Origin of the sequence: Actinomycetospora sp. CA-053990 (assembly GCF_050948445.1) — a bacterium.
Lineage (GTDB): Bacteria > Actinomycetota > Actinomycetes > Mycobacteriales > Pseudonocardiaceae > Actinomycetospora > Actinomycetospora callitridis.
In genome coordinates this window covers 2959127-2977440 of sequence record NZ_CP192043.1, presented here as the reverse complement: position 1 = coordinate 2977440, position 18314 = coordinate 2959127, and the positions used below count along the sequence as shown (strand labels likewise).

Genomic DNA, 18314 nt, shown 5'->3' with positions numbered 1-18314 from the left:
CCGAGGGCCGTCGTCCCACATCGCGGTCACATCTTCGGACGCCAGGCTGGTTCCGTTGGGACGACGGAGATGGCCCGATGAGAGGCAGCTCCAGGGACCCCGAGCGACCGTTGAGCGGCGCTGGCTGTTGCCGCCGACCGGGTACCGCATTGGGTACCGCTTACGTCACACCACGGCCGCCGATGGGTCGAGACAGCACCTGATCGACATTGGCGAGCATGGCCGCTGAGCAGCACCGATGATCACGGTGAACCACCACAGCCTGGAAGACTCAGCACCCGTCCGGTGTGGGTTCGAGTCCCACCGGGGGCACAGCTCGCGACAGGTCAGCACGGCTGCGCGGGCCCGGACACGGTCCGTCTCGCCCCTGACTCCGTGACGACGATCGTCCCATCGCTTTCGCCTCCTGTGTGGTCGTTCGTCAGGGCTGGGACCCGACCGTGGCGAGCCGGGAGGCCAGGAGCGGTCCGGCGACGGCAGCGACGACCAGGCCGGGGAACCGGCCCGCCGGGATGAGCCAGCCGGCCGGGGTCCAGAGGAAGTAGAGCGGTGAACCGGCGCCGCACACCGCGGACGCCAGGCCGGTGACCACCACCCAGCGGGGCAGGTCGGCGGAGCCGCCGAGGACCAGCGCCGCGGTCAGGGCACCGAAGCCGACGCCGTGCACCGGACCGCCGGCGACGAACGCGGTGCGCGACATCCGCAGCGCGGTGTCGTCGTCGACGTCGCGCAGGGTCAGGGTGGTGGCCAGGGCCGCGGAGGTGGCGAGCGAGACTGCGGCGACCGCGCCGCCCGCGACGGCGGCTCGCTGCAGGGCCGGGGAGCGGGTGGCGGCGCGACGGGCGACGGTGCGGGTGAAACGGGCCAGGGCCACGGCGGAGGCGGTCTGGCCGAGGGCGCTGAGGCGGGCGGCGCGGCGGCTGCCGCGGAAGTAGGTACGCACCTCGGCGCCGTCGGCCCAGGGACGCGGGAAGGGGGTCTCGGCCAGCGCGATCGCGCCCCCGACGCCGCCCAGGAAGCTCACCCCGATGAGGGGCCCGGTCAGGTCGGTCACGGCCGCACTCCGGCGAATGCGTCGCGGTGGGCCTCGGCCCAGGCCGCGAAGGGGCGGGCGGGACCACCGAGCACGCGCTCGACGGTGGGCAGGACCTCGGTGCCGGCGTCGCTGTCGAGGGTCCGGGCCAGCGCGGCGTCGATGGCCGCCTCGGACATCCCCCCGCGGGCCATCCCGGCGCGGATCTGCTCGAGGGGCGGCTCGACGACCCGCAGCGGCCGGGCCACCATCGTGGCGATCGCGGCGAGCTCCTCGACCGGGGTCATCACCGCGGGGCCGGAGAGTGGGTGGACCCCGCCGTCATGGTGACCCGCGGTGTCGGTGAGCGCCGCGGCGGCGACGGCGGCGATGTCGGCCGGGTCGATCGAGGTCGTGGGGCGGTGAGCGAACGGGATGACGACGTCGTCGCCGCGGGCGATCTGCGGGGCCCAGGCCAGGGCGTTGGACATGAAGCGCCCGGGCCGCAGCACGGTGGTCCGCAGACCGCTCTCGGTGACCGATCGCTCCGAGTGGCCCCACCAGTCGGCGAACACGTCGCCGCCCTCGCCGCCCTGGAACACCGAGAGCAGCACCAGGTGCCGGACACCGGTACGCACGGCCGCGTCGACCAGAGCGGGCAGGTGGGTCGGCCGTGTGGCGGTGACGTTCTCGGCGGACATCAGGAACGCCCGGTCCACACCGGTGAACGCCTGCGTCAGGGACGCCGGGTCCGCGGCGTCGCCGGCGACGACCTCGACCCCGGACGGGACGGTGAGGTCGTGGGGCTTGCGGGTCATGGCGCGGACGCGGTGACCGGTCGCCGCGAGCTGGGCGACCAGCTCGCCGCCGACATGGCCGCTCGCGCCCGTGACCAGGATGACCTCGGTGTCGGTCATGGCGGGTGTTCCTTCCGGTTGGGGTCGATCTCAGCGGGCGGAGGAGGCGGCGGGGCGCCCCGTCGTGATCAGGAGGGCGGCCAGCACGGCGGCGGCCACGAGCGCGCCCGCCGCCGCCCCGACGGCCGTCGTGTAGCCGGCGACCAGGGCGTCGACGGTGGGTCGGCCCGACGACGTGGTGGCCGCGGCCGTCGCCACGGCGGCGACGGCGTTGAGCACGGCGACCCCGATCGAGGCGCCGAGCTGTTGGGCAGTGGAGACGACCGCGGCGGTGACGCCGGCGTCCTGTCGGGGGGCCCGGCCGGTGGCCAAGCTGATCACGGGGGTGAACACGGCGCCGATCCCGAGGCCGACCAGCAGCTCGGCAGGCAGGACATCGGTCAGGAAGGTGCTCTGCGCGGAGAGGCGGGTCAACAGGACCATGCCCGCCGCGGCCACGAGCAGGCCGGGCACGACCAGGACACGGGCCGCGACCCGGGCCATCACCCGGCCGACGACCTGTGCGCTCGCGAACAGCGCCGCGGACAACGGCAGGAAGGCCAGCCCGGTGTCGAGCGGCGAGAACCCGAGCACGACCTGGAGGACGTAGGTCAGGACGAGGAAGGCGCCGAGCATCCCGGCCACGGCCAGGGCCACGGTGAGGCATGCGCCGACCAGGACGCGGTCGGCGAGGATCCGCAGCGGCAGCAGGGGCGCCGGCGCGCGGGACTCCCGACGCACGAACGCGGCCAGCAGGACGCCCCCGACCAGAAGCAGCCCGACCGCCCACGCCGCGGGCACCGCGCCCGAGCAGGTGACGACCACCGCGATCAGCGCGGTGGTGACCAGCAGCGCGCCGGGACGTCCCAGCGCCGGCCGGCCACGTCACCGCCGGCGCGCGGCAGGTACCGCGCCCCGAGGGCCGTCACCGCGACGATCGGCACGTTGACGAACAGGCAGCCGCGCCACCCGACCGTCTCCGCCAGCAGCCCACCGAGCACCAGCCCGATCGCGCCGCCGCCGCCGGCCACGGCGCCGAACACCGCGAAGGCACGTCCGCGGTCGCGTGGGTCGGGAAGCTCACCGACAGCAGCGCGAGCACGGTGGGCGCGAGCAGCGCGGCGAAGGCGCCCTGCAGACCCCGGGCCGCGGCCAGCACCGCGAGGTCGGGCGCCAGCGCGCCGAGACCGGACGCGAGCCCGAACCCGGCCAGCCCCACCAGGAACGCCCGGCGGCGGCCGAGCCGGTCGGAGACCCGGCCGCCCAGCAGCAGCAACCCCCCGAATGCGGTGGTGTAGGCGGTGATCACCCAGTGGCGCTGGACGTCGGGGAAGCCCAGCGCGGCCTGGGCCGAGGGCAGCGCGACGTTCACGACCGTCCCGTCGAGGGCGATCGTGAGCTGCGCCAGCGCGACGACGACGAGCGCGACCCAGCGCCGGGCCGGCGGCGCGGCGACGCCGGACCCCCTGCGAACCACGGTGTCCATCGAGCCTCCTCGGGTCGAGGATTACGTTAGATATCGAACGGTTAGTCGTCAATGCGTTAGACGACGAGGGGCTAGGGTGGCCCCATGCCCGAGTCCGAGTCGCCGCACGGTGGACTGCCGCTGGGTCGGTTGCTCACCACCACCGCGCGGGAGGTCAGCCGAGCCTTCGACGCCGCGCTTGCCGCCGCCGGCGGATCGCGGTCGACGTGGCTGGTGCTGCTCGCCCTGACCACCCGCCGCACCGCCAGCCAGCGCGAGCTCGCCGTCGAGGTCGGCATCCAGGGCGCGACATTGACACACCACCTCAACGGCATGGAGGCCGACGGCCTGCTCACCCGTCGCCGCGACCCGGCGAACCGCCGGGTCCACCTCGTCGAGCTCACCGACGCCGGGCGCGACGCCTTCGCCCGGCTCCGCGGCGTCGCTCAAGACCACGACCGGCGCCTGCACGCCGGCCTCGACCCCGACGACCTCGCCGCGGCGCGCCGGGTGCTGACCCTGCTACGCACGAACGTCGAGGCCGACACCGGGCGCGTCTGAGCGAACACCTGGCGCACACGGCCAGGAACGGGCGGGGGTCCGAATTCGCGAGCCCCGAGAGTGCGGACCGGCCGTCGGTTGCTGCCTCGGCCGCCCTTCTGTCGGGCGGGACCGGTCGGGCGACGGCATTCGATTCCGCCGCAGCGGAGGACGCGTGCGCGGCGGGCGTTCGCGAGCCATACCCGGGCTGCGCGGACCCCGGCCCGAACACCCTGGGGGTCACCCCCAGCGTTGCGCGGTCCGGCCGTGGGGCATCCGCAGACGCCACCGAGGCGTCCTCGTCCGCGGCGAGTCGGAGAAGCGCCGGCGAGGCACGTCGGGCGCCGGCGCGGTCGCGCTCACCGACCGGGGGCAGCCGGGAGCACAGCGGCCTGCATCTGGGCGGCCAGCCATCTCCGGTACTGATCCTCGGACCACCCGCGGTCCCGCACGAGCGAGCCGTAGAGCGCGGGATCGTTGAGCACCCACAGCGCATCGACGGCGTGGCCCTCGGCGAGATCGGGCCGCAGGGGCCCGGTCTCGCGGGCGCGCCGGAGCACCATCTGCGCGCCGAGGCGGCGGTTGCGGACCAGGGTCGTCCACAGCTCGCCGATCTCGGAGGAGTCGGCGGCGGCCCGGTGGACGACCTCGAAGATCCAAGCCGCCCTGCGCCCGATGAGCGTGCACACCTCGGCATAGGCCGCGAGCACCGCCGAGGGCTGCTCGGCCTGCCACACCGGCGCGAACCAGGGCCGGTCAGCCACCGACACCGGCCCGTCATCGCCGGCCAGCGCCTCATCGACAACCTGCCGCAGCAACGCGGGCTTGGACCCGAATGCGGCCGCCACCGTGGGTCGCGCCACCCCAGCCGCGTCGGCGACCTCCCGCAGGGACGACGCGGTGTAGCCACGCTCGGCGAACAACTCCGCCGCCGCGGTGACCACGGCGCGCCGTGTCCGCAGCGCAGCCTCCTCCCGGACCGGGGACCGGTACCGGCGCCGGTCCGCCTTGACCTCAGCCATCTCGCGAGCATACTCGCGTCTATCCAATAGACGTCGTCTACCGAAAGGCGGGACCATGTCGAGTTCCACGACCGCTCGCCCCCACCACTACCGCGCGGACGAAGGCGAGGCGCTGTGATTCCTCGGCAGCCTCGCCACGATCAAGGTCGGGGGCGCCCACACCCGGGGCCGACTCACCGTGGTCGAGTTCGTCAACCCGGCCGGCTTCGCTCCGCCGCTGCACCGCCACCTCGAGGAGGACGAAGCCTTCTACGTCCTCTCGGGCACCGCACAGTTCCACTGCGACGAGCTGGTGTTCGACGCCGGACCGGGAGACTTCGTCCTGCTCCCGGTCGGGCGGCCGCACACCTTCGTCGTCGGCGCCGACGAGGAACTGCGCGCCCTGCAGATCACCACACCGGCCGGGTTCGAGGAGTTCGCGGCCGAGGTCGGCGAGCCGGCGAGCCGGCGCGAACTCCCCGAACCAGGCCCGGGCGACCCTCGGGTCCTCGGCCACGCCGCCGCCCGGCATCACCTCGAAATCCTCGGACCACCACCCATCGCGACCCCGTGACCCGCGGAGGGGGGGACGGGCCGGGTCCGGTACGGCGCCGCGACTCATTCCGACCAGCTCACATCCGAGTTCGCGGACGGTGATCTGCAAGGCAGCCGCAAGAGGCACACGAGGGCGAGGGTGGAGGCTCGTCGTCGGGCGGGTACCGGCGACACGGTCGGCCTCTCGTTCCCGTCCTCATGACGGAGTCGAACACCATCCGAGCGCTGCGCGCGTCACGGGGGCGCCTCTGCGTGACTGCGTTCACCTCGCCCACCGAACGCCTCTGGCCGCAACCTCGCCGCGGCCAGCTGGGCCTCGGAGAGCTCGGCGCCCGCTGCCCTGCCGCCGGACCCGCTGGTCGCGAGTGTCTGCTCCGGACCCGGCGCCTGGCTCAGACGGTCGGAACGGTCCCGCCGTCGATCACGTACTCGGCGCCCACGATCGCCGAGGCGCGGTCCGAGACCAGGAACCCGACCAGGTTCGCGATCTCCTCGGTGTTCGCGAATCGTCCCAGAGGCACTCCTCCGAGGGAGTCGTAGATGGTCTGCTCGGCTGCTTCACGTGTGAGGCCGTTGCCCTCGGCGATCCGGTCCACGAAGCGTTCGTAGGCTTCGGTCTCGATCCCGCCGGGGCTGACGGCGTTGACCCGTACGCCGCGCGGCGCGAGCTCGTTGGCGAGTCCCTTGCTGTAGGTGCGCAGCGCGGCCTTCGCTGCGGCGTACGCAAGGGACGCGTCGTACTGGGGCAGTTCGCGCTGGATCGAGGTGAAGTGCAGCACCACGCCCGACCCGGCCTCGAGCATTGCCGGGAGAAGAGCTCGATCGAGCCGCACCGCTGCCAGCAGGTTGAGGTTCAGCTCGGTGAGCCACTGGTCGTCGGTGATGACCACGAATCCACCGGACGGTGTCGATGCGCCCCCGACGACGTGGACCAGGATGTCGAGTGCGCCGCCGGCCCCAGCGATCCGAGCGGCCACGGCGTCGGCACCGTCGATCGTCGACACGTCCGCTCGGATGAATCGGTCAGCGGGTTCGTATCCGTCGGGCATCGTCCGGGCCGTCACCCAGACGTCGGCGCCCATCTCTCGCAGTCTCTCGACGACGGCCTTGCCCGAGCCCTTCGAACCGCCCGTGACCAGCGCTCGGCGACCGTCGAGACGATCGCGATCTGAACTGGACATTCTGTTCTCCGGTGACGATCGACGTGTCAGGCTTCGTGATTGGCGATGACGAGTTCGGTGACGAGGTCATCCCGCAGCGTGAACCGGTAGTCGAGCTCGGCGACGCCACCCGGGAAGGTGCCCTCGAGTCGCAGGGTGACCACGCAGTGGGCGTCATCGACCCGGCGGGCGCCGATCTGCTCGGTCGTGTACTCGAACTCGGACCCGGCGTCCCGGAGGAACGCGTGGACCTGCTCCCGGCCGCGGACGGTCTCGCCCTGGTCGACGACGACCGCATCCTCGGCGAGGTACGACGAGGCGGTGGCGGCGTCGTGAACCACGTGGGCGGAGAGGAAGTCGCGGACGGTGGCCGGGAGCGAATCGGTCGGGAGGTCGGTGTGCTGTGTCATGAGCCCACCGTGTGACCTCCCGGCGCGGGAGGGTCAAGCCGTGGACTCTCCCCTGGGGGGAGCGTTCAGGGTGAGGGGGTGCTGAGCATCGGGGAGTTCTCGCGGCTGACCCATCTGAGTGTGCGGACCCTGCGTCGGTATCACGAGGCGGCTCTGCTGGAACCCGCCGTGGTGGACGGGACCACCGGCTACCGCTACTACGGCGTCGACCAGATCCCGACTGCGCAGGTCATCCACCGGCTCCGCGAACTCGACGTCCCCCTGAGCGATGTGCAACGGATACTTCGGACCTCCGATCCCGGTGTCCGGGCGACCCTGGTTGCGGGCCACCTGCAACGCCTCGAGGACGAGCTCGACCGCACCCGGGCCGCGGTCGTGTCGCTGCGCCGCCTGCTCCGGCCCGACGCCGCGCCGATCGACGTCGAGCTGCGTGCGGAGCCCGCCCGGACGGTCGCTGCGGTGGCGGACGTCGTCGGGCATCGCGACGTGACGACCTGGTACGCAGGCGCGATGGCGGAGTTGGAGGCGGCCGTCGGCGTCGCCGTGGCCGGACCGCCGGGCGGCAGCTACGACAACGCCCTCTTCGAACAGGAGCGCGGTCACGCGCTCGTCTACCTGCCGACCGCTGCGCCACCGCGCACCGGGCGCGTGCACCCCGCGACCCTGCCGGCCGCAGAACTGGCCGTCACCACCCACGTCGGCGAGCACGACGGCATCGAGGTCACGTACGGCGAACTCGGGGCCTGGGTGGTGGAGAACGCGATGTCGGTGGCCGGGCCGGTCCGGGAGGTCTATGTCGTCGGCCCACGTGACACACCCGATCCTGCGGCGTGGCGCACCGAGATCGGCTGGCCGGTCTTTCGTGTCACCTGAGGCGGTCAGTGCGGCGCGGAGTCGTGGATCTACGAGGCGCAAGGAGCTCGAATCCGTGGGTCGGCAACCGTGGCGAGATCGGCGATGGTCGTAGACGGGGCCGCCGCCGGTGGTCGAGGCCTGCGATCCGGCCACGTCACCTTGACCGGGCCGGAGTGCCAACCGCTGAGCCGGAAACCTCAAGACCCCGGGCCGTGAAGCGCGAGGATGTTGACCGAGACGCCCTCGACGCCTTCGACCACGAGCTGCTCACGCAGCGCGGCCGCCGCGTCGTGGACGGCGTCCTCGGGGTAGGGGCCGTACACATGGATGCCCCCGACCGACAGATCGGCGGCGAGGAGAATGTAGTCCTCGGCGGGCGGGAATCCCAGGGCGGCATCCAGTATTTCGCCGAGGTCGAGTGCGCGCTCCTTGCCCTCACCACACCCGTTGGGGATAGACCCAAGAATGCCGGGCAAGCTCTCAAGATCGAGGATTCTGGCGCTGCCCGGCACGGAAGTGTCGCCAGCCCCTTTCAAGGGACGCCGTCCGGTGTCGAACAGATGCCTCACATCACCCACCTGACCGCCTCCATCGCCCGATACTCGGAGATGAATTCGTGCCCGTGCGAAACCATCGTGACGCCCCCTCCGGACCACGGCGTGCGCGAACGACAGGCACCGGGGGCAGGTGTACGACGTTGGGCTCAACTCTCACTTACATTTAATGCCTTGGGCAATCCGCTGAACGAGCGAATCCAGATCGATGGAGTGTCACCTCGCCCAGATCAAGTTCAACGGCGGTTTCCGACCCGTACGACGGCCGTCGAGCGCAGCCGATCCCAGCCGGTGCCGACCTGACCGCCGTCCCACCCAGGAGGCGGCAAGGCCCCTCGTTGGACGGTCCCGGCCTCGTCTCCGTTTTCGGGGCGGCCCTTCGCCCCACAGCCCATGAGCTCCGGTTCCCCCCGAGAGCACGCGGCCGGCCGCCTTGCGGGTGCGACCGCTCGTGGCGGTCGGGCGCGCGTATTCGTCCGGGCCCTTCGGTGGCTAGCCTCGCCGCTCCGTCGCTGTCCTCGAGGAACAACAGCATCGGGAGGCACCAGGTGACAGCTCCGTCGCACCCGGCACGAGGCACGGCGTCGACCGGTGGCCTGGTCAGCCGTGACGGAACTCGTCTGCGCTCGTGGACCAACGGCGCTGACGGCATCCCTCTCGTGATCAGCAACGGGCTGGGGGCGCCTCCGGCGGCGTGGCCTCTGCTGACCGACGCCGGCTGCGGCTTCTCGGCGGTGTCCTGGAGCCACCGAGGCCTCGGTGGCTCCGAGCGTCCCGTCGACCCGGCCCGCATCTCCGTCGAGGACCACGCCGCCGACCTCGAAGCGACCATGGACGACGCGGGCTTCGAACGCGCGGTGCTGCTCGGGTGGTCCATCGGGGTCGACGTCGCCTTCGAGTTCGCCCGCGCCCACCCCGAACGGGTGGCGGGCATCCTCGGGGTCGGCGGGCTGCCCGGCGGCTCGTTCCGGGCGTTCGGCCCACCGGTTCAGCCTGCGGCCGTGCGCGAGGGGCTCGGTCGGGGCGCCGCGTGGCTGCTGCGTCTGATGGGGCCGCCCGCGGCGGCACTGGCGTACCCGGCGGTGAATGTCGCGCGGGCACTCGGGGTCGACCACGTCGCCCCGCTGCCGGACCTGGCGGCGTCGACGCAGGTCGCTCGGGAGTTCGCGATGCACCCGTGGACCTGGTACTCCGAGCTCCTCCTGGCCGCCGGGAACCATCCCCCGATCGACACGGGCTTCGTCGCGTTCCCGGTCACCCTCGTGGGCGGCACCCTCGACATCGCCGTCGCGGCCGCCGACATCCGCTCCGTCGCCACGACGATCCCGCAGGCCCGGTTCGTGCCCCTCGTCGGCACGCACTTCCTGCCCCTCGAACAGCCCCACCGACTCCACCAGGAGCTCATCGCCTTGGCAGAACGGGCCGGGTTCCGTCCCTAGTCAGCTCTGGTCGCCGACCCACGCACGGACGTAGCGGCGAACGCGGTGCATGCGCAGGACGTTGCCTGCGTCATCGACGTGGACACGGTAGGTGGCCATGAAATCGGTGGTGTCGGGAACCCGGCGCAGGTCGACGACCTCGACGTCCAGCACCCAGTCGTCGCCCTCCCGACGCAGCGCGACGACCTTCTCGGCGTCCTTGCCGGTCAGGTGGGCGACCTCGATCATCGCGGCCCGCGACACGTCCTTGGCGTGAGCGCGGGAGAAGGCCATGGGCTCATCGTCCTCGCGGAAGAGAACACCGGCAGCCCGGGACATCGCACGCTCCCGGAACCGGCTGAACCTACCGACGCGTCGCGTCGTCCTCGTTCCTGTTCTTCCTCTTGTCGATCCCGTCCTCGACCGCTCCCCACGCGAGGACTCCGACGACCGGGGCCACGGCCACCGCGACGAACTTCACGACAGAGCCGAGGACTTTCAGGGCAAGGCCGGAGAGGACCATGACGCTCCTGGGTTCGTGGGACAGGCGAACGTTCAACGCTCCTCGCTGCGGACCGGTGACGGCTCAGTTCCGGCGCCTGTCGGGCAGCAGCAGGCGGACGACCGCGAGGTCCGTCCGCTCGCGCTCCCGCCCCTCGGCACGAGGCGGTGTGGTTTCGGTACGCAACGAGTTCGGGCAAACAGGGGCTACCGCGCTGTGGGCTGGGACCGGTCCGGGCGGCGTGCCAGAGGCACGCCGGAGGTCCGGTTCAGAAGCGCAGCCGGGCGGCGGAGCTCCGTTCGTCGGGGGTCCGCCGCCGGCGACGGAGCTTCGTTCGTCGCGTAGGACGGGCTCCACCGGGCGCTCGACGCCCCCGCGAGCAGCGGATGCGCCTAGGCTGCGGGCACAGTGACACAGGAGATGAGCGGAACCGACGAGCTGGTCAGCGCTCTGCGTCGAGCAGCTCGGTCGCTGGTCCTGCACAGCAACCTCGGCGACCGCGACGGTCTGCTCGGCGACATCGTCGCGGCCGGCGTGTCCACCGTGGCCGGGGCCGACGGCGGCGGCCTCTCGCGGGTCGAGGCCGACAAGGTCCGTTCCAGCCACGCCACCGACGCGTTCGTGGGCGAGCTCGACCGACTCCAGTCCGAGCTCGGGCAGGGGCCGTGCCTGACCGCCGCCTACGACCCGCCCGCCGACGGGATCATCCTGGTGCGGGACCTCGCGGACGGCGACGCGCCCCGGTGGCCCGAGTTCGCGCCGCGCGCGGTGGAGCTCGGCTATCGGGCGATGCTCTCCGTGCAGCTGTACTCGAGGAACAGCCGCGGCCACGCCGCGCTGAACTTCTACTCCCGTCGCCCGGACGCCTTCGACGACGGCGACCAGCGGGTGGCCAGTTTGTTCGCCAGCCAGGCCGCGATGTTGCTCCGTGGTGCCGACGAGGCCGCCGGCCTCAGCTCGGCGCTCGACAACCGTGACGTCATCGGCCAGGCGAAGGGCATCCTGCGCGAACGGCACACCCTCAGCGACGACCAGGCGTTCCAGATGCTCGTCTCCGCCTCCCAGGACACGAACGTCAAGCTCATCGACGTCGCCCGCTTCCTGTGCAGCGAGGTGGATCGGCGACGCGCCGACAACGGCCCCGGAGCGCCCACCCCCTAGCCCGCCGGACGGTCAGGGTGCAGGGGGCGAGCCGGCCGACGACCTCAGGGCTCCCCCTCCGCGGACTCTCCCGAGAGGCCCGGCGGGTCGACGAGCTCCCTGGGCAACGGCGCCGTGCACCGGACGGGCTCGAGGGCGGTGAGCTGGAAGCGCACGACTTCCCGGACGGGCCCCGGGCAATCGAGCCGCCACCCGAGCACGCCGGTGCTGGGAACGGTGAGCCCCCCGAACATGCGGTGCTCGAGGATCTCCGCGCCGAAGGGCACCTCGCGGAAGCGGCCGGAGCCCTCGGGGTCGCCCCAGCGCATCGTGCTGATCCGACGGGGCAGACCGCCCCGGTGCAGGGTGAGCCGCAGCGATACCGGGGCCCCGGCCACGACGAGGGCCACCGAAGCGCTGTCCCGGTCCTCGACGGTCCAGCGCGCGGTGTCCGAGGGCAGCAGCACCGGCGGGACCCACATCGCGCTGAGGGCGGCGTGGGCGACGTCGGCGCGGGCGAGGTCCGGTCCGACGAGAGCGGGGTGGAGGCTCCGTCCCAGCAGGGTCGTGCTCCGTCTCGCCTCGCCGTCCACCCAGGAGTCGACGACCCGGAGGCCGCCGACCATGCGGATCTCGCGGAAGTACCCGTGCGTCGGGAGCGTCACCTCGTGGCTGCGGAACGGCCACCACAGGGCGCCGATCCGGATGAGCCCGCGGCTCCGGGTCCGCGCACCGACCACGCCGGCGGCGGCGGAGCACACCGAGCAGTCCCGATAACGGTCCGCCAGGGCGGGCGACGCCGCCGTCGCGCTCTCGAGGACCGGCTCCGACTCCCTCGTCTCCGTCACGTTCCCTCCACGTTCGACGCTGCGACGGGTCTCCCGCCCGCAGATCACCGTGTCGTGGGAGCCGGGCTCGGCGGCAGGGTCTCCGGTATCCCGCAGCGGCGTCCGGGAGGCCCTGTCCGTCCGGGCCCTCCGGCCCTGCGCGCAGCCGCGTCCGGACCCGACGGTCGGGGCATGAGCGCGAACGCCGCGGCCACACCGTCCCGAGGGCCCGTCGCGCCCCCGGAAGCCCTCCTCGAGGATCCGCCCGTCCGGCTGGTGATGGCCCCGATCGAGCCGAGCGAGGTACCGCTCACCATGCCCGTGGCCACCGCGCTGCACGCCCTGCGCGAGCGCGGGACCGATCACCTCGTGCTCCGCAACCACGGCCGGCTGTGCGCCGTCGGTGAGGTCGACCTGCTGCGCCATCTCCTCGAGGCAGGGACACGACCGGCACGGATGCTCGACCCGATCTCGTCGATCGCGAACCCGGCGCCGACCGTCGACCCGGAGCTGCGCCGCTCCCGGGCTGCGGAGCTGATGCTGGCCCACGACGACACGCTGCTGCTCGTGGCGTCCGGCGGCGAGGCTCGCGGCCTGCTCGACGCGCGAACGGTCCTGCGCAGTCTCGCCGGACCTCAGGGTCTCGGCAGCAGGGCGATCTTGCCGACCTGATCGCGGCGTTCGAACCGTGCGTGCGCGGCACGGACCTCGGTCAGCGGGTACGTCGCCGCCACGACGGGCCGTACGTCGCCGCGACGGGCGGCCTCGACGAGCAGGGCGAACTGCCCGGGGGTGTGCATCGTGGAGCCCAGCAGCGCAATGGAGCGGAGATAGAGGGTCCGCAGGTCGAGCTCGACGACGGGGCCCGCGAGGGATCCCGCGACCACCCATCGACCCCCGGCCCGGAGCTGCGGCAGGAGGCCGGTGAGGAAGTCGCCGCCGACGACGTCGGCCACGGCATCGACCCCGCCGGGGACGAGCTCGGAGAGCCGCTGCCCGACGTCACCGGCCCGGCGGTCCAGCACCTCGTCCGCGCCGGCCGCCCGGACGGCGTCGGCCTTGTCCGCCGAGCACAGCGCGATCACGCGTGCGCCCCGCCCCGCGGCCAGCGAGACCAGGCCGAGACCGACCCCGCCCGAGGCTCCGGTGACCAGCACGGTCTCGCCGGAATGCACGGCGGCCCGTTCGAGCATCCCGATGGCGGTGCCCGACGAGATCGGGAGACACGCCAGTTCGACATCGGTCAGGGGGGAGCCGGTCACGTCGTGAGCACGGTCGGCCCGCACCACCAGCTGTTCGGCGTATCCGCCGTCGGCCTCGCTGCCGAGCACCTCGGCCACCAGGGGCTCGGGCCCGTCGCTGTAGCGCAGCACGGGGTCCACCAGCACACGCCGGCCCAGCCGTGCCGGATCGACGCCCTCGCCGGTTGCCGCGACGTAGCCGCAGACATCGGCGCCCTGGATGCGGGGGAAGTCCACGGGGCCGAGCCACCCGGAGGGCTCGTCGCGGCCGTAGGCGCCCTGGCGGGTCCACACGTCGGTGTTGTTCACCCCCGCCGCGGCGACGTCGACGAGGACCTCTCCCGGCCCGGGGCTCGGCGCCGCGACCTCGCGCACCTCCAGGGCGTCGACGCCGCCGTACCGGGTGAGCACCGCTGCGAGCACGAGGACCTCCGGGCTGTCAGGACCGGAGGCGGAGCACCGCGTGCCCGACGCCGGTCTCGTGGGGGTCCGCGAGCAGGACGGCCCCTCGGACGGAATCGTCGTCGAAGGCGTCGACGTACACGTCCGCGTGTAGACCGCGCAGGGCGGCCTCCACGGTCGCCGACTCGGCCACGATGCCGGCCACGACGGCCTCACGGACGCTGTCGGTGTGGGTGCACACCGCCACGACGGGGTCACGTCGCCACGGCAGATCGAGCGTCAGGGTGTCCGCGGGCACCGAGCCCGGGCTGTGCCAGGCGGGGTTCCCGTCACGGGTCGGACCGTTGAGCAGGTGCAGCCAGGCGCCGCGTGACCCCGCAGCGTGGGCCACGTCGACGACGCGCGCCTGGTCGGCCGGCGCGGCGTAGCGCGGCGACGCTCCGGTCCCCCGGTACCGGTTGACGCGACGTCGCGCGAGGTCCATCGGGGCCGCGGGCCGTCGGCGGGTGCCCGCGACCACGGCCAGGGGTTGCGCGTCCGGGGTCTCGGCGATGACGGTGCGGGGCGCCCACCCGAGTGCGCGCAGGGTGTTCTCGACCGCTCCGACGAGGCGCCCGAGCTGCACGAGCGCACGATGGCGGGGGATCCCCGCCGACGGGTCGAGCGCGAGCTCGATGCGCCGGTCGTGGACCGACACCGAGCATGCGGGTGCCGCCGGCCCACCGAGAGGTTCGAGCGCCTGCAGGAGAGCGGAGATCTCGGCCGGGGACCACCGGCCGGCCGGGGTCGAGGGTGCACGGGTCGCGCTCATGAGCCGGCGTGGGCCGCGGTCGGCGGTGCCACTCAGGCGATCGGTCCCACGGGCAGCGGTCCGGCCAGCGCCGACGCGTCCTGCGGCGCCGTCTCCTCCACGCCCCGCGACGGCGGCACGACCGTCACCGGGCACGGGGCGCGCAGGACCACGGCCAGGCCGACCGAGCCGAGCAGCCGACTGCGGAAGCCGCCCCGGCCCCGGTGGCCGACGACCAGCAGGGCCGCGTTCTCGGCCTCCTGCACCAGCACGTGCGCCGGAGACCCCGACAGGGCCACGACCTCGACCGGGACGGCCTGCTCCTCGGCATCCATCCCGCCGCGGAGCTCCTCCACCCGGTCGCGCGCGCTGTCCTGCACGGCCTGGCGAAGGCTGCCGTCGTCCGCCAGCAGCGGCATCCCGTAGTCGGCCATCCAGGCGTCGGGCGGCTCGTGCGCGACCACGGCACGCACACCGAGACCACGCCGGGCGGCCTCGTCCACGGCGTACCGCAGGGCCTCCTCGGCGTGGGCCGAGCCGTCGAACCCCACCACGATCGTTCCGGGGCCGTTCTCCGTTCCGTCCATCGTGCACTCCCGTCGTCCGATCAGCGGTTGTTCCCGGGGACAGCGTGCCGACGGGCAGGGCCACGGCACCGGAGGCGGACGGCCCTGCCTCGGGGGTCCTTCGGTCCCTGGTGACCCGCCGGAGCGGCACGGAGGCTGGTGATCGAGGACGAGGAGGTGCCCCGTGCACCAGGAGACGCCGAGCGCGCCGGCCCGCGGGGGCGGACCGCCGACCGGGACCGAGGTCGAGGAGCTGCTGCACGCTGCGGCGCTCGCCCCGTCGAGCCACAACAGCCAGCCGTGGCGGGTGCGCTGGCACGACGGCGCGGTCGAGGTGCACGGTGACCCGGCGCGGATGCTCCCCGCCGCGGATCCGGGGGGACGCGAGCTGCGGATGGCGTGCGGGGCAGCCCTCGTCAACGTCCGGCTGAAGGCCCGCACCCAGGGTCGCCGGGTGCACGCACAGCTGATGCCGGACCCCGAGGACCCCTGGTTCCTCGGTCGCGTGCGGCCCGGAGCGCCGCTGATCCCGTCGGACTGGGAGGTCGAGCTCGCGGCGGCCATCCCGCGCCGGCACACGAACCGGCACCCGTTCACCGGGCCACCGCTGTCGGTCACCCTGCGCGCGGAGCTCGAACGGGCGGCCTGGCGGGAGCGCTGTCGGCTGATCGTCGTGGCGGACCCGCGGGAGCGACGCCGGCTCCGTGAGATCACCGTCCAGGCCCACCGGCAGCAGCAGAGCGATCCCGCCTTCCTCGCGGAGTGGGAGCGTTGGGTCGGGAACCCCGAGCGGGTCGACGACGGACTCCCACCCGCGGACGCCCGGCGCGCACCCCGCCCGGACGGTGCCTGGCGTCCGCGGGACTTCGGGGGGGCGGTCCCCGACGCCGACCGCCCGACCGCACCCGCGGAGCCCGGCCACGACGAACCGACGATCGCCGTGCTCACGTCCTACGACGACACCGCGCTCACCCACGTCAAGGCCGGACAGGCGATGCAGCAGGTACTGCTCACCGCGACCGCCCGGGGCGTGGGCGCCTCCTTCATCGCGCCCCCGGTGGAGCTCCCGGACGTCCGGACCGAGGTCCGTTCCCTGCTCGGCGGCGTGATGTGGCCCCAGGTCGTGCTCCGGCTGGGTCGGGGGCGTCCGGTGTACCCGACCCCGCGTCGTCACTCGGAGGGCTGAGGGTCGAGCGGGACCCACCAGGAGAGCCGCGTCCCGGAACCGGTGGCCGAGCGGCCCACGTCGGCGTCCCCGCCGAGGGCACGGGCGCGGGCCACGAGATTGGACAGACCGCTGCGCGCCACGTTCTCGGGGATACCGGCCCCGTCGTCGGTCACGTCCACCGCGAGGATGTCGTCCACCGAGACGGTGACGACGACGGAGTGCGGGGCACCGTGCCGGACGGCGTTGGACACGCCCTCCCGCACGACGGCCTCGACCTGCACGACGAGCTCCTCGGGCACGGTGTCGACCGCCCCCGAGAGCCGCACCACCGGCTCGAGGGCGACGTGCGCGGACATCTCGGCGACCGCGCCTCGTAGACGCCCGCCGAGGCCGGTGCCCCCTCCGACGACGTGCAGGTCGAAGATGCTCGTGCGGATGTCCCGGATGATGCCGTCGATCTGGTCGACCGCCTCGTTCACCCTGTGCGCCGCCTCGGGAAGCGCGGCGAGGCGGGCCTGGGTGGCCTGCAGCCCGAGGCCGACCGCGAAGAGCCGCTGCAGCACGTGGTCGTGCAGGTCGGCGGCGATCCGCTCGCGGTCGGACGCGACGTCGAGCTGGCGGCGCGCGCGCTGCGACTCCGCGAGACGCAGGACGAGGGCGGCCTGGTCGGCGAAGGAGGCCACGGCGGACAGGCCCTCGGCGTCGAGTGCCTCCGAGCCGGCACGACGCACCACGACGAGCACCCCGGTGATCGCCGTGGTGCCGTCGAGCGGCACCAGCAGGGCCGGGCCGAAGCGACGGTCCTGCCCGTCGACGGTCAGCACGAGGTCCTCCTCCACGCGGGGCGCGTGGATGCGCGCGACCGAGGCCAACGCGGAGCCGTCGAGTCCGAGCCGGGCCCCGACCGGCAGACGGTCCTCGAGACCGACGCTCACCGTCACCCGCACCGGAGGCGCCACGTCGCCCTCGGCCACGGCCGACGGCGGCGTCGTGATGATCGCCCCGGACCCGTCGGCGAGCTCCGCCGCGCGCTCGGCCGCGAGCACCAGCGCCTCACCCGGGTCCGCGCCGGCCAGGACCTGCGTGGTGATCTCGCCGGAGGCCTCCAGCCAGCGTCGCCTGCGCTGCCCCTCGAGCACCAGCCGCTCCGTGCCCTGGTGCAGACGCGCGTTCTCGACGGCGACACCGGCCGCGGCCGCGAGGGCGACCGTCACGTCCTCGTCCTCGGCGGTGAAGTCACCGCGACGCTTGTCGGTGAGGTAGAGGTTTCCGAACACCACGCCCCGGACCCGGATCGGCACCCCGAGGAAGCTCGCCATCGGGGGGTGGTGGGCCGGGAAGCCGACCGAGGACGGATGCGCGTGGAGATCGCTGAGCCGGAGGGCTTCGGGGCGGCGGATCAGCTCACCGAGCAGGCCGAGGCCCCGGGGCAGGTCCCCGATCCGCGCCCGGGTCTCGTCGTCGAGCCCGGTCGTCACGAAACGGGCCAGTCCGGTGCCGGCCTCGTCGAGGACGCCCAGCGCGCCGTAGCGGGCGTCGACCAGCTCGGACGCCACCTCGACCACCCGGCGCAGCGTCGAGTCCAGATCCAGTCCCTCGGCGACCGCGATCATCGAGGAGTACAGGGCCCCGACGTGCTCCGGGCCCCCGGTGCCGGCGGCGGGACCCTCGTGCCGACCCACCGACGTCAGCTTTCGCCGCCGGGCGCCGGTGCTGTCGCCCACGATGTGTGTCTCCTGCTCCTCGGGGCGGACTCCGGGCCCCATCGTGGCCCTGGGCCGGCGGCGTGACCAGGGTCGGAGGTCCCGACGC

At 73.6% G+C, this 18314-nt stretch carries 22 protein-coding genes and 1 pseudogene; 7 read left to right on the top strand and 16 right to left on the bottom strand.

Annotated elements, in window-relative coordinates; genetic code table 11:
* Positions 1 to 421: 421 nt before the first annotated feature.
* The 5 genes and pseudogenes from ACQPYN_RS15385 to ACQPYN_RS15365 form a co-directional block, all read right to left on the bottom strand.
* The gene (locus ACQPYN_RS15385) at positions 422 to 1054 is read right to left on the bottom strand and encodes a hypothetical protein (RefSeq protein WP_433038325.1); all 633 of its coding nucleotides are present in this window, start codon (positions 1052 to 1054) and stop codon (positions 422 to 424) included.
* The gene (locus tag ACQPYN_RS15380) at positions 1051 to 1929 is read right to left on the bottom strand and encodes an SDR family oxidoreductase (protein WP_433038323.1); all 879 of its coding nucleotides are present in this window, start codon (positions 1927 to 1929) and stop codon (positions 1051 to 1053) included. Before ACQPYN_RS15380 ends, ACQPYN_RS15385 begins: the two co-directional genes overlap by 4 nt.
* Before the next feature lie 30 nt (positions 1930 to 1959).
* Positions 1960 to 2733 carry an MFS transporter gene (locus ACQPYN_RS15375; RefSeq protein ID WP_433038321.1) on the bottom strand — a complete coding sequence of 258 codons (774 nt, stop codon included), beginning with the start codon at positions 2731 to 2733 and terminating at the stop codon, positions 1960 to 1962.
* Between the two features lie 5 nt (positions 2734 to 2738).
* Positions 2739 to 2951 carry a hypothetical protein gene (locus tag ACQPYN_RS15370; protein WP_433038319.1) on the bottom strand — a complete coding sequence of 71 codons (213 nt, stop codon included), beginning with the start codon at positions 2949 to 2951 and terminating at the stop codon, positions 2739 to 2741.
* Positions 2952 to 3064: 113 nt separating this feature from the next.
* Positions 3065 to 3394 (bottom strand): annotated as a pseudogene (locus ACQPYN_RS15365) (MFS transporter); the annotation flags it as partial.
* 84 nt (positions 3395 to 3478) lie between these two features.
* On the opposite strand from ACQPYN_RS15365, the gene ACQPYN_RS15360 reads away from it, so the two are divergent.
* Complete coding sequence (locus ACQPYN_RS15360) at positions 3479 to 3934, top strand: MarR family winged helix-turn-helix transcriptional regulator (RefSeq protein WP_433038317.1); 456 nt, start codon at positions 3479 to 3481, stop codon at positions 3932 to 3934.
* A gap of 338 nt (positions 3935 to 4272) precedes the next feature.
* Here ACQPYN_RS15360 and ACQPYN_RS15355 read toward each other — a convergent pair whose 3' ends face one another.
* Positions 4273 to 4935, bottom strand: a complete 663-nt coding sequence (locus ACQPYN_RS15355; protein WP_433038315.1) for a TetR/AcrR family transcriptional regulator — start codon at positions 4933 to 4935, stop codon at positions 4273 to 4275.
* Between the two features lie 178 nt (positions 4936 to 5113).
* Here ACQPYN_RS15355 and ACQPYN_RS15350 point away from each other — a divergent pair, with 178 nt between their 5' ends.
* On the top strand, positions 5114 to 5488 hold the full coding sequence (locus tag ACQPYN_RS15350) for a cupin domain-containing protein (RefSeq protein ID WP_433038313.1): 375 nt from the start codon (positions 5114 to 5116) through the stop codon (positions 5486 to 5488).
* 373 nt (positions 5489 to 5861) lie between these two features.
* On the opposite strand, the gene ACQPYN_RS15345 is transcribed toward ACQPYN_RS15350, so the two are convergent.
* Positions 5862 to 6650, bottom strand: coding sequence for an SDR family oxidoreductase (locus ACQPYN_RS15345; protein WP_433038311.1), 789 nt, complete (start codon positions 6648 to 6650; stop codon positions 5862 to 5864).
* Positions 6651 to 6676: 26 nt separating this feature from the next.
* Positions 6677 to 7039: a nuclear transport factor 2 family protein gene (locus tag ACQPYN_RS15340; protein WP_433038309.1), complete on the bottom strand. Its 363-nt coding sequence runs from the start codon at positions 7037 to 7039 to the stop codon at positions 6677 to 6679.
* A 78-nt stretch (positions 7040 to 7117) separates the two neighbouring features.
* On the opposite strand from ACQPYN_RS15340, the gene ACQPYN_RS15335 reads away from it, so the two are divergent.
* The gene (locus tag ACQPYN_RS15335; RefSeq protein ID WP_433038307.1) at positions 7118 to 7912 is read left to right on the top strand and encodes a MerR family transcriptional regulator; all 795 of its coding nucleotides are present in this window, start codon (positions 7118 to 7120) and stop codon (positions 7910 to 7912) included.
* A 179-nt stretch (positions 7913 to 8091) separates the two neighbouring features.
* Here ACQPYN_RS15335 and ACQPYN_RS15330 read toward each other — a convergent pair whose 3' ends face one another.
* Positions 8092 to 8472 carry a hypothetical protein gene (locus ACQPYN_RS15330; protein WP_433038305.1) on the bottom strand — a complete coding sequence of 127 codons (381 nt, stop codon included), beginning with the start codon at positions 8470 to 8472 and terminating at the stop codon, positions 8092 to 8094.
* A gap of 635 nt (positions 8473 to 9107) precedes the next feature.
* Here ACQPYN_RS15330 and ACQPYN_RS15325 point away from each other — a divergent pair.
* Positions 9108 to 9887 (top strand): alpha/beta fold hydrolase, encoded by a 780-nt coding sequence (locus tag ACQPYN_RS15325; protein WP_433038303.1) that lies wholly within the window; start codon positions 9108 to 9110, stop codon positions 9885 to 9887.
* On the opposite strand, the gene gvpO is transcribed toward ACQPYN_RS15325, so the two are convergent.
* Complete coding sequence (gene gvpO / locus ACQPYN_RS15320; protein WP_433038301.1) at positions 9888 to 10160, bottom strand: gas vesicle protein GvpO; 273 nt, start codon at positions 10158 to 10160, stop codon at positions 9888 to 9890.
* A 70-nt stretch (positions 10161 to 10230) separates the two neighbouring features.
* The gene (locus ACQPYN_RS15315; protein ID WP_433038299.1) at positions 10231 to 10389 is read right to left on the bottom strand and encodes a hypothetical protein; all 159 of its coding nucleotides are present in this window, start codon (positions 10387 to 10389) and stop codon (positions 10231 to 10233) included.
* A 399-nt stretch (positions 10390 to 10788) separates the two neighbouring features.
* Between ACQPYN_RS15315 and ACQPYN_RS15310 the strand changes: the two genes are divergently transcribed.
* Positions 10789 to 11529, top strand: coding sequence for a GAF and ANTAR domain-containing protein (locus ACQPYN_RS15310; protein WP_433038297.1), 741 nt, complete (start codon positions 10789 to 10791; stop codon positions 11527 to 11529).
* Positions 11530 to 11573: 44 nt separating this feature from the next.
* On the opposite strand, the gene ACQPYN_RS15305 is transcribed toward ACQPYN_RS15310, so the two are convergent.
* Positions 11574 to 12356, bottom strand: a complete 783-nt coding sequence (locus ACQPYN_RS15305; RefSeq protein ID WP_433038295.1) for a DUF6544 family protein — start codon at positions 12354 to 12356, stop codon at positions 11574 to 11576.
* 171 nt (positions 12357 to 12527) lie between these two features.
* Here ACQPYN_RS15305 and ACQPYN_RS15300 point away from each other — a divergent pair, with 171 nt between their 5' ends.
* Positions 12528 to 13007: a hypothetical protein gene (locus ACQPYN_RS15300; protein WP_433038293.1), complete on the top strand. Its 480-nt coding sequence runs from the start codon at positions 12528 to 12530 to the stop codon at positions 13005 to 13007.
* Here the strand turns inward: ACQPYN_RS15300 and ACQPYN_RS15295 are convergent.
* The 3 genes from ACQPYN_RS15295 to ACQPYN_RS15285 form a co-directional block, all read right to left on the bottom strand.
* Entirely contained in the window at positions 12971 to 13999 is a 1029-nt protein-coding gene (locus ACQPYN_RS15295) for a zinc-binding dehydrogenase (RefSeq protein WP_433038291.1), read from the bottom strand. The genes ACQPYN_RS15300 and ACQPYN_RS15295 overlap by 37 nt on opposite strands.
* 16 nt (positions 14000 to 14015) lie before the next feature.
* On the bottom strand, positions 14016 to 14675 hold the full coding sequence (locus tag ACQPYN_RS15290) for a hypothetical protein (protein ID WP_433038289.1): 660 nt from the start codon (positions 14673 to 14675) through the stop codon (positions 14016 to 14018).
* A 146-nt stretch (positions 14676 to 14821) separates the two neighbouring features.
* On the bottom strand, positions 14822 to 15355 hold the full coding sequence (locus ACQPYN_RS15285; protein ID WP_433038287.1) for a universal stress protein: 534 nt from the start codon (positions 15353 to 15355) through the stop codon (positions 14822 to 14824).
* A gap of 163 nt (positions 15356 to 15518) precedes the next feature.
* Between ACQPYN_RS15285 and ACQPYN_RS15280 the strand changes: the two genes are divergently transcribed.
* A complete protein-coding gene (locus tag ACQPYN_RS15280; protein ID WP_433038285.1) occupies positions 15519 to 16520 on the top strand; it encodes an Acg family FMN-binding oxidoreductase in 1002 nt (333 codons plus the stop codon).
* Here ACQPYN_RS15280 and ACQPYN_RS15275 read toward each other — a convergent pair.
* On the bottom strand, positions 16505 to 18226 hold the full coding sequence (locus ACQPYN_RS15275; protein ID WP_433038283.1) for a GAF domain-containing protein: 1722 nt from the start codon (positions 18224 to 18226) through the stop codon (positions 16505 to 16507). The genes ACQPYN_RS15280 and ACQPYN_RS15275 overlap by 16 nt on opposite strands.
* Positions 18227 to 18314 lie beyond the last annotated feature (88 nt).

Coding starts and splice junctions, on each gene's coding strand:
- ACQPYN_RS15380 (WP_433038323.1), bottom strand. CDS start 1,929: ATGACCGACACCGAGGTCATCCTGGTCACGGGCGCGAGCGGCCATGTC.
- ACQPYN_RS15360 (WP_433038317.1), top strand. CDS start 3,479: ATGCCCGAGTCCGAGTCGCCGCACGGTGGACTGCCGCTGGGTCGGTTG.
- ACQPYN_RS15355 (WP_433038315.1), bottom strand. CDS start 4,935: ATGGCTGAGGTCAAGGCGGACCGGCGCCGGTACCGGTCCCCGGTCCGG.
- ACQPYN_RS15345 (WP_433038311.1), bottom strand. CDS start 6,650: ATGTCCAGTTCAGATCGCGATCGTCTCGACGGTCGCCGAGCGCTGGTC.
- ACQPYN_RS15340 (WP_433038309.1), bottom strand. CDS start 7,039: ATGACACAGCACACCGACCTCCCGACCGATTCGCTCCCGGCCACCGTC.
- gvpO (WP_433038301.1), bottom strand. CDS start 10,160: ATGGCCTTCTCCCGCGCTCACGCCAAGGACGTGTCGCGGGCCGCGATG.
- ACQPYN_RS15315 (WP_433038299.1), bottom strand. CDS start 10,389: ATGGTCCTCTCCGGCCTTGCCCTGAAAGTCCTCGGCTCTGTCGTGAAG.
- ACQPYN_RS15310 (WP_433038297.1), top strand. CDS start 10,789: ATGAGCGGAACCGACGAGCTGGTCAGCGCTCTGCGTCGAGCAGCTCGG.
- ACQPYN_RS15300 (WP_433038293.1), top strand. CDS start 12,528: ATGAGCGCGAACGCCGCGGCCACACCGTCCCGAGGGCCCGTCGCGCCC.
- ACQPYN_RS15285 (WP_433038287.1), bottom strand. CDS start 15,355: ATGGACGGAACGGAGAACGGCCCCGGAACGATCGTGGTGGGGTTCGAC.